Annotated in this window: 12 protein-coding genes and 1 riboswitch; of the genes, 5 read left to right on the top strand and 7 right to left on the bottom strand. The window is 46.4% G+C overall.

The window, feature by feature from the left end:
- Positions 1–536: 536 nt before the first annotated feature.
- Positions 537–1,445, top strand: a complete 909-nt coding sequence (murQ, locus tag M2387_RS09405; protein ID WP_259048896.1) for an N-acetylmuramic acid 6-phosphate etherase — start codon at positions 537–539, stop codon at positions 1,443–1,445.
- 2 nt (positions 1,446–1,447) lie between these two features.
- Positions 1,448–2,899, top strand: a complete 1,452-nt coding sequence (gene murP, locus M2387_RS09400) for a PTS N-acetylmuramic acid transporter subunit IIBC (protein WP_259048895.1) — start codon at positions 1,448–1,450, stop codon at positions 2,897–2,899.
- 53 nt (positions 2,900–2,952) lie between these two features.
- On the opposite strand, the gene nepI is transcribed toward murP, so the two are convergent.
- A complete protein-coding gene (nepI, locus tag M2387_RS09395; RefSeq protein WP_259048894.1) occupies positions 2,953–4,134 on the bottom strand; it encodes a purine ribonucleoside efflux pump NepI in 1,182 nt (393 codons plus the stop codon).
- A gap of 274 nt (positions 4,135–4,408) precedes the next feature.
- Between nepI and M2387_RS09390 the strand changes: the two genes are divergently transcribed.
- A complete protein-coding gene (locus M2387_RS09390; protein ID WP_259048893.1) occupies positions 4,409–6,094 on the top strand; it encodes a methyl-accepting chemotaxis protein in 1,686 nt (561 codons plus the stop codon).
- A gap of 67 nt (positions 6,095–6,161) precedes the next feature.
- Here M2387_RS09390 and ubiK read toward each other — a convergent pair whose 3' ends face one another.
- The gene (gene ubiK / locus M2387_RS09385) at positions 6,162–6,428 is read right to left on the bottom strand and encodes a ubiquinone biosynthesis accessory factor UbiK (protein WP_259048892.1); all 267 of its coding nucleotides are present in this window, start codon (positions 6,426–6,428) and stop codon (positions 6,162–6,164) included.
- Between the two features lie 120 nt (positions 6,429–6,548).
- Positions 6,549–6,703, top strand: a riboswitch (FMN riboswitch).
- Between the two features lie 93 nt (positions 6,704–6,796).
- On the opposite strand from ubiK, the gene ribB reads away from it, so the two are divergent.
- On the top strand, positions 6,797–7,450 hold the full coding sequence (gene ribB / locus M2387_RS09380; RefSeq protein ID WP_259048891.1) for a 3,4-dihydroxy-2-butanone-4-phosphate synthase: 654 nt from the start codon (positions 6,797–6,799) through the stop codon (positions 7,448–7,450).
- Positions 7,451–7,634: 184 nt separating this feature from the next.
- Here the strand turns inward: ribB and M2387_RS09375 are convergent, their stop codons facing one another.
- Positions 7,635–8,132 (bottom strand): hypothetical protein, encoded by a 498-nt coding sequence (locus tag M2387_RS09375; RefSeq protein WP_259048890.1) that lies wholly within the window; start codon positions 8,130–8,132, stop codon positions 7,635–7,637.
- Between the two features lie 283 nt (positions 8,133–8,415).
- Here M2387_RS09375 and ygiD point away from each other — a divergent pair, with 283 nt between their 5' ends.
- Positions 8,416–9,204 (top strand): 4,5-DOPA-extradiol-dioxygenase, encoded by a 789-nt coding sequence (gene ygiD, locus M2387_RS09370; RefSeq protein WP_259049033.1) that lies wholly within the window; start codon positions 8,416–8,418, stop codon positions 9,202–9,204.
- 104 nt (positions 9,205–9,308) lie between these two features.
- Here the strand turns inward: ygiD and M2387_RS09365 are convergent, their stop codons facing one another.
- The 4 genes from M2387_RS09365 to tolC form a co-directional block, all read right to left on the bottom strand.
- Entirely contained in the window at positions 9,309–10,334 is a 1,026-nt protein-coding gene (locus tag M2387_RS09365) for an AbrB family transcriptional regulator (protein WP_259048889.1), read from the bottom strand.
- A gap of 640 nt (positions 10,335–10,974) precedes the next feature.
- Positions 10,975–12,135: a glutathionylspermidine synthase family protein gene (locus M2387_RS09360; protein WP_259048888.1), complete on the bottom strand. Its 1,161-nt coding sequence runs from the start codon at positions 12,133–12,135 to the stop codon at positions 10,975–10,977.
- 6 nt (positions 12,136–12,141) lie between these two features.
- The gene (locus M2387_RS09355; protein ID WP_259048887.1) at positions 12,142–12,813 is read right to left on the bottom strand and encodes a DUF1190 family protein; all 672 of its coding nucleotides are present in this window, start codon (positions 12,811–12,813) and stop codon (positions 12,142–12,144) included.
- A 177-nt stretch (positions 12,814–12,990) separates the two neighbouring features.
- Positions 12,991–14,409 carry an outer membrane channel protein TolC gene (gene tolC, locus M2387_RS09350; RefSeq protein ID WP_259048886.1) on the bottom strand — a complete coding sequence of 473 codons (1,419 nt, stop codon included), beginning with the start codon at positions 14,407–14,409 and terminating at the stop codon, positions 12,991–12,993.
- Positions 14,410–14,538: the final 129 nt, after the last annotated feature.

Genomic DNA, 14,538 nt, shown 5'->3' with positions numbered 1-14,538 from the left:
TTAAAGACATTTTGACATACACAGCACTTACATTTATTTACGCAGTAAATGTCTCTGAAATTCATGGGTTACCATGGGGTATTAACGTCAGTATCAGTAATGAGATATTTTGTCGTTAAATAGTATTTAAAATACAATAAGTAAGGCTATATAAAGATTGTTTTTATATCTTTTTTAAGTGGTTTTTAAATTATTAATATTTCTTAAATGCTACCTGCATAATTCACATCTATCATCATTCAACCTATTGAATCATCGTGTTTGTATGACATCGTCGATGAACTGAACCCTGTATGAATAAGCTATTTGACCTGTTTAAGTGGTTTATCGGAAGTTTTTATAAACTAGATATCATCAGCTAATAATTTATTCCTCTACTACTCCCATTTATGTTGCGAATTTATTGTTTTTTTTATTTAAAGTCGTGATTTTTGTTCTTTAAATTAATGTATTTAATGTTCTTTGTGATAAGTGTCACATCAATGGAATAAAATATTCCATATTGTTACAAAATGTACAAACTGATGGATATTTCCATGAAAATTAATCTTAACCAGATGGTGACAGAAAGCCGTAATCCGGCTAGTGAGCAGATAGATACTTTATCAACATTAGAAATGCTCACTATCATCAATGATGAAGATCAAAAGGTTCCTCTGGCAGTCAAAGCGACTCTGCCGCAACTGGTTGAGCTCGTCGAAAAAGTGGCTGTGGCTTTTTCTCAAGGTGGAAGGCTTATCTATTGCGGAGCAGGCACTTCGGGTCGATTAGGTATTCTTGACGCAAGTGAGTGCCCGCCAACTTATGGTACACCTCATGAGCAAGTGATAGGGCTCATTGCGGGTGGCCATCAGGCCATTTTAAAAGCAGTTGAAAATGCAGAAGATAACTGGGAAATGGGCGAACAAGATCTCCGTAATATCCATTTCAATAGCCTGGATGTATTAGTCGGTATTGCAGCGAGCGGACGTACTCCTTATGTCCTCGGGGCGATAGCCTATGCCAAAAGTTTAGGTGCAACAGTGGCCGCTATTTCCTGTAATCCAGGAAGTGAAATAGGGAAGGCCGCAGATATTGCGATTGAACCCGTAGTCGGGCCGGAAGTGGTGACGGGATCATCCAGAATGAAAGCCGGAACCGCTCAGAAACTGGTACTTAACATGATAACCACCGGAGCCATGATTCGCAGTGGCAAGGTGTATGGCAATTTGATGGTCGATGTTGCTGCTTCCAATGCCAAGTTATTACAGCGTCAGGTCAATATTGTGGTTGAAGCGACCGGATGCAGCCAGGAAGAAGCTGAAAGCGCGCTTAATGACTGCCAGCGGCATTGTAAAACGGCCATTTTAATGGTGTTAAGCGGTTTGCCTGCCGATAAGGCCAGCGCATTACTGACTGAACATCGAGGATTTATTCGCAACGCATTGCAGGGGATAAATAGATAATCATGGCAAAAATTACCGACTCGATGATAGAGCAAATTCTGCACCTTACCGGAGGCCGCGACAATATTCTGGTCTGTGGCAACTGTATGACCCGTTTACGTTTGACCTTAAAAGACAGGGATCGCGTTCAAAATGATGAATTAAAGAAAATTCCCGGAGTTATGGGGGTGGTCAATGGTGACACGCAGCTACAAATTATTCTCGGTCCGGGTAAGGCACAAACCGCCAGCGATATGATGAATGAGTTGCTGAAGTCTGACGCTCAGCCGAGCTCCTCCTCAGAAAATGATGCCGATCTGCGTACGCTTGCCAGTCAGAATAAAAAACAGATGAAAGCAAAGCAGAATAGTGCGGTTCATAACTTTCTGACCAAATTTGCCACCATCTTTACCCCGTTGATCCCGGGGTTTATTGCGGCAGGTTTATTACTGGGGATAGCAACGCTTTTACAGCAAACGCTGATTGTTGAGGGTATGACGCCTGCTGTCTGGCTGACTCAACTGATAGCCTATATGAAGGTATTTAGTATCGGGTTGTTCACCTTCTTAAGTATTCTGATTGGTTTTAACACTCAGAAAGCCTTTGGGGGAACCGGTGTTAACGGGGCGATTATTGCCTCACTCTTTATTTTGCGTTATGTCCCGGAAGGTACCGTTGGCTATTACAGCGGTATGGAAACCTTTTTTGGATTAGCCATAGATCCGCGCGGCAATATTATCGGTGTTTTACTCGCTTGTATGGTGGGTGCCTGGGTTGAACGTCAGGTTCGACGGGTTATTCCGGATAATCTGGATATGATCCTGACCTCAACCATTTCATTACTGATTACCGGGGCAATTACTTTTGTCGCCATCATGCCGATTGGCGTGGAACTGTTTAAAGGAATGTCGTGGCTGTTCTTGCACCTGAACGGTAACCCGTTTGGTACTGCGATTCTGGCTGGGTTATTCCTGATTGCGGTGGTATTTGGTATTCATCAGGGCTTTGTACCGGTTTATTTTGCGCTGATGGATGTTCAGGGCTTCAACTCCCTGTTCCCCATTCTGGCGATGGCTGGAGCTGGGCAGGTGGGTGCTGCGCTGGCATTATTTGTTCGTTCACCGCGTGGTTCAGTACTGAGAACACAAATTAAAGGCGCTATCATCCCTGGTTTTCTGGGCATTGGTGAACCCTTGATTTACGGTGTCACGCTCCCACGACTTAAACCATTTATTACTGCTTGTCTGGGTGGTGCTGCGGGTGGATTCTTTATAGGACTGGTCGCCTGGCTTGGTTTGCCGGTGGGGCTGAATACCGTATTTGGTCCGTCAGGACTGGTGGCTATTCCGTTAATGACATCAGGTCAGGGTATTTTTGCCGGTATGGCGGTTTACGTTGCCGGTATCATTATTTCTTACCTGGCGGGTTTTGTGATGACCTGGTTCTTTGGCAGCAAAAATGTTGATTTAAGCTAAGCGAAAGTACGTCACCTGTTCGGCTATTCAGAACAGGTGACTCAGACTTTCAGCTAAGCACGTACTTTCGATGCCACTAATATTGCCGTCAGAAGCATTAGCGTTCCGGATAAAATCAGAGGTGCCAGTAAGCCAAGGCTATCCAGAGCTAGTCCGCCGACAGCAGCCCCGCAAGTATTTGCTAGCTGAATCACGGCAACCTGGATAGAACCTGCCTTTTCAGCCTGATCGGACAGGGAACGGGTAATCCAGGTTGACCAGCCGACCGGAATAATCGCAAAACAGAATCCCCAAATAATTGCCACAGCACTGGCAACTCGCTGATCGCTTCCCCATAAAATTAACGATAATGCACTGAGCGCTAGAATAAAGGGTGCCACGGTTAAGACGTATTTTAGCGAACGTTTTAAAAAGACGGAGGACAGTGATGTTCCGACAAAGCTCGCGATACCAAAACTTAACAGGACTAATGTCAGACCACTGACATCGAACCCGGCCAGAGTCATATAAATCGGGCGAATATAGGTAAAGAAGGAAAACTGTCCGGCAAAGGCCATAAAGATGGCCAGCATACCGGCCATCACTCCCGGGCGTTTGAGCAGGCCAAACATATTTTGTTTTTTCTGCTCGGAGGTACCGGGGAGCGAGGGTAGAACCCGCCAAATCCAGACAATACAAATAACGCCCATCAGCGCCGCGCCATTAAACACATTACGCCAGCCAATGATACTCCCCAGAAAGCTTCCCAGAGGAGCCGCTATTACCAGAGCGATAGAAACAGCGCCAAAAATTACCGAAAGTGCCTTAGGGACAGTGCGTGTCGGTACGAGGCGTAACGTGAGAGAGGCCGACATTGCCCAAAAACCACCGAGAGCCAGACCAAGGCAGGCACGACCCAGCAGTAGCAGCATAAAGTTATTAGAGAATGATACCAGCACACAGGAAAGTGTCAGCAGTACGGCAAACAGCAATACCACATGGCGTCGGTCGCGGGTGCCGATGATATGTGTCACAAACAGGCTGCTAAACATGGCAACAAATGCGGTAACTGTAACGGTCTGACCGGCAAGCCCTTCTGAAATACCTAAATCGATGGCCATCGGAGTCAACAGACTGACTGGCAGAAACTCAATAGTGATAAGACAGGCTACGCAAAAAGCGATTGCGAAAACGGCTGACCAGTTTGGTCGGGTAACGGCATCATTTATAGGAAGGTGATGCGATGCATTATCCATCTTTTATGTCCTGATCTGCGGGTTATAGGAAGCCGAGCAGTCTATCATCGTCATCAACAGGGGTTTAACTTTTTTAGCGCTTTCAGGTAACAGTGGCTTATTGAGAGCACGAATTTCATATTCAGATGAAAAAAAATTTAAAGATAGGGGCGATCGATAGGAGGGCCCAGGTGCCTGGTTTTGCCCTGAACCACGAGTTTTACCTGCTAAAAATGAGTAAAGTTTTCTTGGCGCTAGCCGATGATCCGGCATCTTTCCCGGGGAATCAAAGGTCATGTTAAACCGTATGAAAATTGTTAAAAAAATACTGATAGTACTTGGGTTGTTTGGTCTGCTGCAGATAGCCTGCGGCGGTTTGTTCTTTAATGCCTTGAAACAAGAGAAAGATAATCTCCATGTACTGAAAACGCTTCGGGAAAAGCAAGAATCCCTGAATGATAGCTGGATTGCATTACTGAGTACCCGGAATACCTTAAACCGCGCGGGATCCAGCTATGTCATGCTACAAAGCCAGATGGATAACAGTATGGCTAATACCAGAGCGGCTGATGATCTGACATCGATGGCAGCCACCTCTCTGGCTATCGCAGAGAAGGAGTGGAAAAACTATGAAGCCACCCTTACGACGCAGGATAATGATGCAGACAGTAAATTAATCAGACAAAAATATGATGCGCTTTATGGGGCATTGAGCGCGCTGGTGAAAATGTTAAAAGAGGGCGATCTGAAGAGTTTTTACGATCAGCCGACTCAGGCTATTCAGGATGAGTTTCAGAAGCAATTTGGCCTCTATACCGATAAGCATGCTGAGCAGTATCAGCTTGCCATTGATAACAGTGAAAGCTCCTACCAGATGGCCATTGGGGTGCTCGCGGGCGTTCTGATAGGTTCCATCATACTGATTCTGTTTGTCTGGATAGGTATTCGTACCACGCTGATTAACCCGCTGAATCATCTTATTGAAACTATCCGTCATATCGCTGGTGGCGACTTGATGCGTAAAATTGATGTTCATGGTACCAATGAAATGGGGCAACTGGCTGAAAGCCTGCGCCATATGCAGGGCGAACTGGCGCGTACTGTCGGTGATGTGCGTAATAGCGCAAATTCTATCTACAGCGGAGCCAGTGAGATTTCTATTGGCAATAACGATCTCTCTTCACGTACTGAGCAGCAGGCTGCCTCTCTGGAAGAAACCGCAGCCAGTATGGAACAGCTGACTGCCACGGTTAAGCAGAATGCTGAAAATGCGCGTCAGGCAAGCCAGCTGGCACTCAGTGCTTCTGAGACAGCTCGTCGTGGTGGCAAGGTAGTGGATAACGTGGTGCAAACCATGAATGAAATTGCCGGAAGTTCTCAGAAGATTGCCGATATTACCAGCGTGATTGATGGTATTGCCTTCCAGACCAATATCCTGGCGTTGAACGCGGCTGTAGAAGCTGCGCGCGCAGGTGAGCAGGGACGTGGTTTTGCCGTGGTAGCGGGAGAAGTGCGTAACCTTGCGCAGCGTAGTGCTCAGGCGGCGAAAGAGATTAAACTGCTGATTGATGACTCTGTTAGCCGGGTTGATACCGGTTCTACTCTGGTTGAGAGTGCCGGAGAAACGATGGGCGAAATCGTTAATGCAGTTACCCGTGTGACTGACATTATGGGAGAAATTGCTTCGGCTTCAGATGAGCAAAGCCGTGGTATTGACCAGGTTGGTCTGGCCGTCGCTGAAATGGATCGCGTTACACAGCAAAACGCAGCGTTGGTCGAAGAGTCAGCCGCAGCCGCAGCTGCACTGGAAGAGCAGGCCAGCCATCTGACACAAGCGGTATCCGTATTCCGTATTGTGGCAGACCAGCAGCCAGCACAACGTCAGGAAGTGGAAACCAGTATAGCTCCACGCGCTCCTGTGGCGGTGGTACGTAAAGCACCTGTGGAATCGACATCAGACGATAACTGGGAAAAGTTCTGATTCAGTTACTGATTGATAACTAACACAGTAGAACAAACTTATCCTCCCGGGACGGGAGGATAAGTCATTATTCAGAGTCAGAGGATGTTTGTACCGTACGGCTTTCCAGTTCGTTCAGACGCTGTTCCAGCAGGGCGAGTTTTTCACGCGTACGTAGCAAGACCTGCGTTTGTACATCAAACTCTTCCCGACTGACCATATCCAGACGTGTCAGTTGTGACTGAATCACCTGACGTACTTTCTTTTCAACATCATCCCCTAAGTCACGTATACCCTTCGGCATGGACTCATGGACCTGACGAGCGATCTGTTCAATTTTCTTTGGATCAATCATGGCGCTTTCCGTTATCTGGGTTATTGAATTGATTGTAATGCCAGAATCGCAGGGTATAAACCAGAAATGTTATATGCGATGACGTTGCCGGACGAAATTATTAGCGGTATAGTAAATACGCTTTATTCTCAGGGCGGGGTGTAAGTCCCCACCGGCGGTAAATCAGTAACTCAAATTACTGAAAGCCCGCGAGCGCTTCAGATAACCTCTGAAGGTCAGCAGATCCGGTGTAATTCCGGGGCCGACGGTTATAGTCCGGATGGGAGAGAGTAACGGTATCGTCAGGCCACGGCCTGTCCGCGTTATTTTTTTAGCTCCTAAGACTGCCCTGATTCTGGTAACCATATATTTAATGAGGTTTTATTACCATGAATCAGACGCTCCTTTCTCCATTTGGCACATCTTTAGAACGTGTCGAGCGCGCACTTGAATCCCTACGTGAAGGCCGCGGTGTTATGGTTCTCGATGATGAGAATCGTGAAAACGAAGGCGATATGATTTTCCCGGCAGAAACCATGACGGTTGAGCAAATGGCTCTGACTATTCGTCATGGCAGCGGCATTGTTTGCCTGTGCCTGACGGAAGAACGTCGTAAACAGCTGGACTTGCCTATGATGGTCGACAATAACACCAGCGCATTCGGTACTGGTTTTACCGTCACTATTGAAGCGGCAACCGGTGTAACTACCGGCGTTTCTGCTGCCGACCGTATCACCACCATCAAGACGGCGATTGCCGACGGCGCTAAACCTTCTGACCTGAACCGTCCCGGACATGTCTTCCCACTGCGCGCCCAGCCTGGCGGCGTATTAACGCGTGGCGGACACACCGAAGCGACGATTGACTTAGTCACTCTGGCCGGTTTCCGTCCTGCTGGCGTATTATGTGAACTGACCAATGATGACGGCTCTATGGCCCACGCGCCAGAATGCGTCGAGTTCGCTCAGAAACATAATATGGCCGTTGTGACTATCGAAGACCTGGTTGAATATCGTCAGCTGCACGAGCGTAAAGCGAGCTAAGATCTTTTATAGATTCTGAGTCGTTTTAAGTGATAAAACCCGGTGAAGTGATACCGGGTTTTTTATTGGATATTATCATGCTTCATGACTGAATTTTTCCGGGATTTTTTTCTGAAAAAAGTCATGGCTCTCTTTCATACGGGCAGCTTTCAGTTGAAGAGCCTCTTCTAATGTTAAAGGTTTTTTACGCGTTCTTTTTGGCTTTGAATTTAATAGCATACCCTCTTCCTTCTGGTTCCAAATGCGTGTGAACTTTATCTATTCTGTCACTAAATCTCAATTTTAGAGTGATAAGTATACGTCTATAAAGTCTTGATAAAGCTGGAGTATGGGCTAAAAATGAGTAGCAATACGGTTGATGTCTATTGTAGTGGTAGAGAATAGCCTGGTCAATTATCGTACTTAACTTGTCAGGATTTTGTGATTTGGGTGCTTTGAAGCTTTTTCCTGTTTTGATGTTACTGACAAGATCGAAGGCTATCTCATAGCATCCCCCTATTTGATTCAGGAGCATTGGTCTCACGCCAGTGAGAATGCCGTCTGGAATCTCTAAAAGAGAATCATCATAATCAACAATTTCATCGAACTGTATTTCATAAACTTCAGGTGGAGTTCCTATGGCATACAACATTCGATGCCTGCCATCAGGCATGATTGCTTGTAGTTTATTGATAAAATTCATTATTTGTAATTTTTAACGCCCAAGATAATTATATTATGGTGTTCCATCAGACACATCTCTTTGTAATACATATGAAATGTGATGCCAGAATGAGGGAGAAGTATTGGCCAAGTGTCATTATTCTATTTCAATCCGTTCAGGAATCTATCAGTAAACGGTAGTGAAATTTTTCGTTATTCATCAAAATTCCTGAATAACTACATCATGTTTATCCCGGTTATTTCTGCGACAATTAAGCGTAATCTACAGACAGAAAATAATAACCCTCTTTAAGGATTCCATGATGACAAACCAGCGTATGCCTGCGTTGTTTCTTGGGCACGGCAGCCCAATGAATGTTCTGGAAGATAATCTGTATACCCGTTGCTGGCATCATTTAGGTGAAATACTACCGCGCCCGAAAGCGATTGTTGTGGTCTCTGCCCACTGGTTCACTCAGGGTACCGGCGTTACGGCAATGGAAAAACCAAAAACGATTCACGACTTTGGTGGTTTTCCTCAGGCGCTATATGACACCCATTATCCGGCACCTGGCTCCCCTGAGCTTGCTCAGCGTTTACTTGAGCTACTGGCCCCGACGCCTGTGGCATTAGACAAAGAAGCCTGGGGCTTTGACCACGGCTCCTGGGGCGTATTGATTAAGATGTACCCTGATGCCGATATCCCAATGGTACAGCTCAGCGTTGATAAAACCAAACCAGCCGCATGGCATTTCGAGCAAGGGAAAAAACTGGCAGCATTACGTGATGAAGGCGTGATGATCGTTGCCAGCGGCAACGTAGTGCATAACTTACGTATGGTGCGCTGGCAGGGTGATAGTCAGCCTTACCCGTGGGCAGAATCTTTTAACGATTATGTGAAAGAGAATCTGACCTGGCAGGGACCTGTGGATCAGCATCCATTAGTAAACTACCTTTCCCATGAAGGTGGATTACTGTCGAACCCGACCCCGGATCACTATCTGCCGCTACTGTATGTTTTGGGTACGTGGGATGGTAAAGAACCGGTGACGCTTCCGGTGGACGGGATAGAGATGGGTTCTCTGAGTATGCTGTCTGTGCAGATAGGCTAAGTGCAAAAAAGGGAAAACCAATGCGTTCTCCCTTAAGGCAGATGAAAAAGTCCTGACCCTGAGATCAGGACTTTTCTCCAATAAGACATAAGGCTAAAAAACAATCAACTTGCCTCCTTCGGCTTTTGGCGACGGAGTGCCAGGGCTGGTAAGGTCTGAACGATCAGCATTCTTATAATATGGTTCGCCATCACAAATCCAGCGTCGGCTTTTAAGGTTAATGCTGCGAAAGACATTGATTCCACGCTGCCAGGTACCCATGAAAGTATCAATAAATACAGTGGATAACCGAGCAAAGTAGATGTACCAAAAGCTATAACGAATGTTACCGTCAGACTTAGAGCTATAAGTTGAAGCGATGCCCATAGGTGACGCATAAATTCGGTTATTGAAAACGCGATAAAATGACATCCAATAAGGATTCCCATTAATCCCATGCTCAGTTGATTCACGATATCCGGGAAATGTAGCGGTTGAGGTGCCAGGGTATGAAAGTATGCTGAACAAATAAGCGAAGTCATCATAAATGGAGCCGGGAGATGCCAGCGTTCCAGATACTTACCAGAAATAAAGCCTGTTATTCCTATGCCTGCCAACCATATCGTATTTTGCGTGGAACCAAAATCTGGCCATGATAAGGAAAGACTGGGATGCATCTTACCGCCTGCAATAAAGCCTGCAAGCATGGTCAGTGTAATCAGTCGTAAGGCGTGAGAGATAACTATTTTCTGTGGCGGTGTATTGATATGGGTCGCAAGGGCTAGCACTGCAGCCATTGCTCCCGGAACTGAGCCCAAAATAGCTTCGTCTTTGCTCCAGCCTAAGTGGCGGATACACCATTGATAATTGGTAATAAATTGCAAAAATAAACATAAACACAATAGGCTGAGTAGCGCAAACAGACTGCCAGTTTCCCCGAAAGACATTCCGCGAAACATCAGACCGATAGAGATGCCAAGTGATAGCTGGATAAAGGTAATACTGCCGGGTATGGCACGTATGGATATCCCCCAGCGTTTGAGTATCATCACCACGATGAGAGGACCGAACATCATACCTAAAGGTACGCCGCATAGTGTTAAAAACCAGCCAGTTACTATACACAGCAGAAAGCCGACTATAAATTTCATGCTACTCTCCCACTATAACCATCCTGAGGAGGCATCGTGCCAGCGGCTTTCCACTGCCAGCTGGCCCGACTATGAAACACATCAATATTTCCTACCCTGCATTCAGGAGACATAGCGAATAAGGGTAAATAAAATATATAGCTATAGAATACATTAAGATAAAGTAAATTATTAAAATAGAGGAAGGTTAATAGCGATTTTTATAAAAGCCACAGCGACATAATTCTTAAAACCTATAAACCGTTACTATTAATAATAAAATTAAATTCATATTTCTATACTAGAAAACTCATGTGTTAAGTGTCAATGAAATCCAATCCTGACAGTTTATTTAGGATTTTACGCAGGTATCTATTCCCGGCAATTAATATACCTGTAATTATTGGGTATACTTTATTTTATGAATCATAAGGATCATGCTTCTCGTCATGAAAATATATCTGACTTCGAGCAAGTTGCTGTTCAAATTCTTTAATACGTTGTTCTGGGGAAAAAGGAATTGAACATCTTGGTTCATCACATTTTCCTCAGAGTTTGAGTTAAATGTGTCAACGCTATTTAGGACGGGTCAGATACAAAAAGGGAAAACCGTTAAGTTTTCCCTTTTTACGTTGTTCACTGTTAGCGAGTGAACGCTGTCTTATTCGACAAAGACATGCGGATAGAAGCGAGAGAGATCCTGAGTGATCAGCGCTTTATCTTCTCGAATACCAATGCCTGCGGGCTGGTCGTTGATAAGCCAGCTGCCTATTAGCGTGTAGCTATCACCGAATTTCGGTAACTGCCAGAACTGCTGGACTATCATGCCTTCTTCGCCATAAGGTCCTTCTGCGCGGGCAATTTCTTTACCGTTTTCAACTATCGTCACGTTAGCACCTTCACGTGAGAACAGAGGTTTAACGACGTATTTATCCATTGGTGGATAGTCGTCTTCGGCAAAATAAGCCGCAAGCAGGTTAGGATGATCCGGGAACATCTCCCATAACATCGGCAATAATGCCTTGTTAGAGATAATGCTTTTCCAGGCAGGCTCCAGCCATCTGACGCCAGCATCTTCCAGCTTAGTGGAGAACACTTCACGCAGCATATATTCCCAGGGGTAGAGCTTAAACAGGCTACTGATTACCTGATCCTGAAGATCGGTAAACTGTCCGCGCTCGCCCAAGCCGATATCTTCGAGATAGAGGAAATCACTGGCTAAATCAGCTTCTGCCGCGCAGTCTTGCAGATACTGAACCGTGCCTCTGTCTTCCACGGTATCTTTGCAGCAGGTAAAGTGCAGCAGGCTGAAACCGTGCTGTTCTTTAAGCTCGGCAAAGCGCTCAATAAGCTTTTCTTGCAGGCTATTGAACTGATCCGCGCCTGCTGGCAGGTTACCCGCCTGGAGCTGATCTTCGAGCCAGATCCACTGGAAGAAAGCCGCTTCATATAAAGATGTCGGGGTATCTGCGTTATTTTCCAGCAGCTTTGGCTCGCCAACTCCGTCCCAGGCAAGATCAAGACGGGAATAGAGCGACGGTTGCTGGCTGCGCCAGGACTGACGAACAAATTCCCAGGTGTGCTTTGGAATACGAAAACGGGTCATCAGCTCATCGCTGGCAACCACTTTTTCTACCACCTGCAGGCACATCTGATGGAGTTCGGCAGTCACATCTTCCAGACGCTCAACCTGAGGCAATGTCAGCTTGTAGTAGGCATCCTCACACCAGTAGGGCTCACCATACATAGTGTGAAAATTAAAGCCGTACTCTGTTGCCTTCTCGCGCCAGTCCGGGCGCTCACTAATATTGACTCTTTCCATTATTTATCAGCCGCCCATTGAACGGTTGCTATTGGTACCAGATGCGCTGCTACGCTGCATGGCGGATTGTTTGGCAACAGAATCGCCAAATCCACCACGGGTCACCGTTGAAGTGGTCGCAGGTTTAGGTGCCATCGCGGTTTTTGGTACCGTCATAGAACGGCCTGGAGTTGCTGCACCATAGCTTTTACCGCTGGCATCGGCATATTTGCCGTAAGCCGGGCTGGCTGGGTTTTTGGAAGAGAACAGCGGTTGCTGGGCACCACCGCTCATCATACGACCCATCATATAACCGGCCATCAGAGGCATCCAGAAGCTACCGCTGCTCTGACCCTGAGCCTGGGTTTCACCGCTGCCACCCAGACTTGCCTGAGCTGGAGCCTGCTGGCACTGGCCTTCGCCAAATTCAGCAACACAGGCTTCGCGTGAATCATATTTTGGTGCAGTGCGCTCTGCTTCTTTCAGCGCATTGTTATATACGGTAGTACATTCTGCACTTTTGCCCGGATGCGCTACAGAACAGTCATCAGCATTCTGGTACATGGAGACTGTTTCATCACTTTGTTCACAGCCTGACAGCATAAAAACTGCCGAAATAGCGATGGCTACCGGCGTTAAGTGGCGTGCATTCCAGCTTTTGCGGAACGATGAATGATTTATTTGTTTTGTCCGTTTCATTTTATCAGTCCTGATCCCAGTAGGTTTGTTGCTAAGAGTAAGGTATGAATGGTCGAAATTAAAGCAAACTGGCGCATTTGGCAGGAAATCTTTACGTTGCCTTACGTTTAGTGCCAAAGATAAAAGAAAAAAGGCGCAAATTGCGCCTTTTTAGCTATCGATAATTAATATCGATTCCTATCTGCTGGCTGCTGGAGTGGCAGCGTAACCATCAGCACGTGCATTCTGTTCTGGCGTTAAGGGAGCTGTGGCATCAGGTCGGGTGGAAACCGCTTTACCCAGCGTGTTGTTCAGCGCGACCAAATCTTGCTCATTCAGCGTACCCAGCGCAGATTTGATATTTAGCTCATTAATTAAATAGCTATAACGTGCATTGGAAAGCAGCTGTTTGGAGTTATACAGCGAGCTGGTTGCCGTCAACACATCAACAATGGTACGGGTACCGACCGAATAACCGGCTTCCATCGCATCTAAAGAGCTCTGCGCAGAAATTACAGCCTGCTTATAGGCGTTAATAGTACTGATGGAGGCGTTCATATTGTTAAATGACGAACGAACGGTTTGCACAACGCTACGGTGCGCGCCTTCCAGCTGCTCACTGGCACCGGTAAAGTTATACTGGGCTTGTTTGACCTGGGAGCTAACTGACCCACCCTGGTAAAGCGGCAGAGAGAAATTCAGACCGACTTTGTTCTGGCCCGCGTAGGAGTTATTGTACTGATTATTTCCTGACGTTTTAGAACCGCTATAGTCGGTGTTAGAGACGCCGGTAGACGCTGTCAGACTCAGTGTTGGCAGATGACCATCCTGTGCCAGACGAATTTGTTCCCGAGCTAAGTCTTGACTCAGACGCGCCTGCAGCAGTGACAGGTTACGTTTTTCTGCATCTTTCAGCAGGTTACTGACCGCATCAGGCTTATTAGTTTTAAAACCATCAACATTCAGCGACGCCAGACTCAGATAATCGTTACCGGTGATCTGACGTAACGCTTCAACGGTATTATCGACGTTATTACGTGCGGTCACTTCGTCTGCCAGCACGGTATCGTATTGTGCACGGGCGTTCTGGACGTCAGTGATAGCGACTAAACCGACGTTAAAGCGCTGTGTTGTCTGGTCTAACTGGCGGTATACCGACTGCTTTTGTGCTTCAGTAAACGACAGTGAGTCAATCGCATTCAGAACGTTGAAATAGGCGGTTGCGGTATTTAAAATCAGCGCTTGCTGGGCATTTTGATAAATGACGTCCTGAATACCTGCGGTTTTTTCTTGCAGGCCAAGGGCACGCCATTTTGACATATCAAAAATACTTTGCGTTAACTGTAACGAAGCGCTGGTAGCATTAGAGTTAACGCCATTGCTGTCACGGTAACCGTTGCTGTAAGCGTAGTCAGCACCTAAACCAAGCTGTGGCAGCAATGGGCTACGTGTTTCGTTGATTTTTTCGAATGCAGAATCACGGTCAGCGGCAGATTTACGCAGGTCCGGGTTACTGGTACGGGCCTGTTGATAAACCTGTAAAAGGTTTTCTGCCTGGCTCATGGCGCTGAAGCCTGTCAGGCTAAGGCCGATAAGGATGGGGAGCAGTTTCTTCATTTGCATTCCTTGTTGTGAAGCAGAATTATTTTATTTAACGCTGACAATGAGTCGAAAAATGAATGCTGATTCTACCGAGTCTGTAAGCCAGCCAGATTGGCGTAATGTGCCATCGGTGCCAAATTTGCA

Source organism: Klebsiella sp. BIGb0407 (genome assembly GCF_024807845.1).
In the GTDB taxonomy this organism is placed as follows: Bacteria; Pseudomonadota; Gammaproteobacteria; order Enterobacterales; family Enterobacteriaceae; genus JGM124.
Note: the sequence above shows the minus strand (reverse complement) of the source record. Positions and strands in the feature narration are given on the sequence as shown.

Coding starts and splice junctions, on each gene's coding strand:
- M2387_RS09390 (WP_259048893.1), top strand. CDS start 4,409: ATGTTAAACCGTATGAAAATTGTTAAAAAAATACTGATAGTACTTGGG.
- M2387_RS09375 (WP_259048890.1), bottom strand. CDS start 8,132: ATGAATTTTATCAATAAACTACAAGCAATCATGCCTGATGGCAGGCAT.
- M2387_RS09365 (WP_259048889.1), bottom strand. CDS start 10,334: ATGAAATTTATAGTCGGCTTTCTGCTGTGTATAGTAACTGGCTGGTTT.
- ubiK (WP_259048892.1), bottom strand. CDS start 6,428: ATGATTGATCCAAAGAAAATTGAACAGATCGCTCGTCAGGTCCATGAG.
- murP (WP_259048895.1), top strand. CDS start 1,448: ATGGCAAAAATTACCGACTCGATGATAGAGCAAATTCTGCACCTTACC.
- M2387_RS09360 (WP_259048888.1), bottom strand. CDS start 12,135: ATGGAAAGAGTCAATATTAGTGAGCGCCCGGACTGGCGCGAGAAGGCA.
- ygiD (WP_259049033.1), top strand. CDS start 8,416: ATGACAAACCAGCGTATGCCTGCGTTGTTTCTTGGGCACGGCAGCCCA.
- nepI (WP_259048894.1), bottom strand. CDS start 4,134: ATGGATAATGCATCGCATCACCTTCCTATAAATGATGCCGTTACCCGA.
- tolC (WP_259048886.1), bottom strand. CDS start 14,409: ATGAAGAAACTGCTCCCCATCCTTATCGGCCTTAGCCTGACAGGCTTC.
- M2387_RS09355 (WP_259048887.1), bottom strand. CDS start 12,813: ATGAAACGGACAAAACAAATAAATCATTCATCGTTCCGCAAAAGCTGG.
- ribB (WP_259048891.1), top strand. CDS start 6,797: ATGAATCAGACGCTCCTTTCTCCATTTGGCACATCTTTAGAACGTGTC.
- murQ (WP_259048896.1), top strand. CDS start 537: ATGAAAATTAATCTTAACCAGATGGTGACAGAAAGCCGTAATCCGGCT.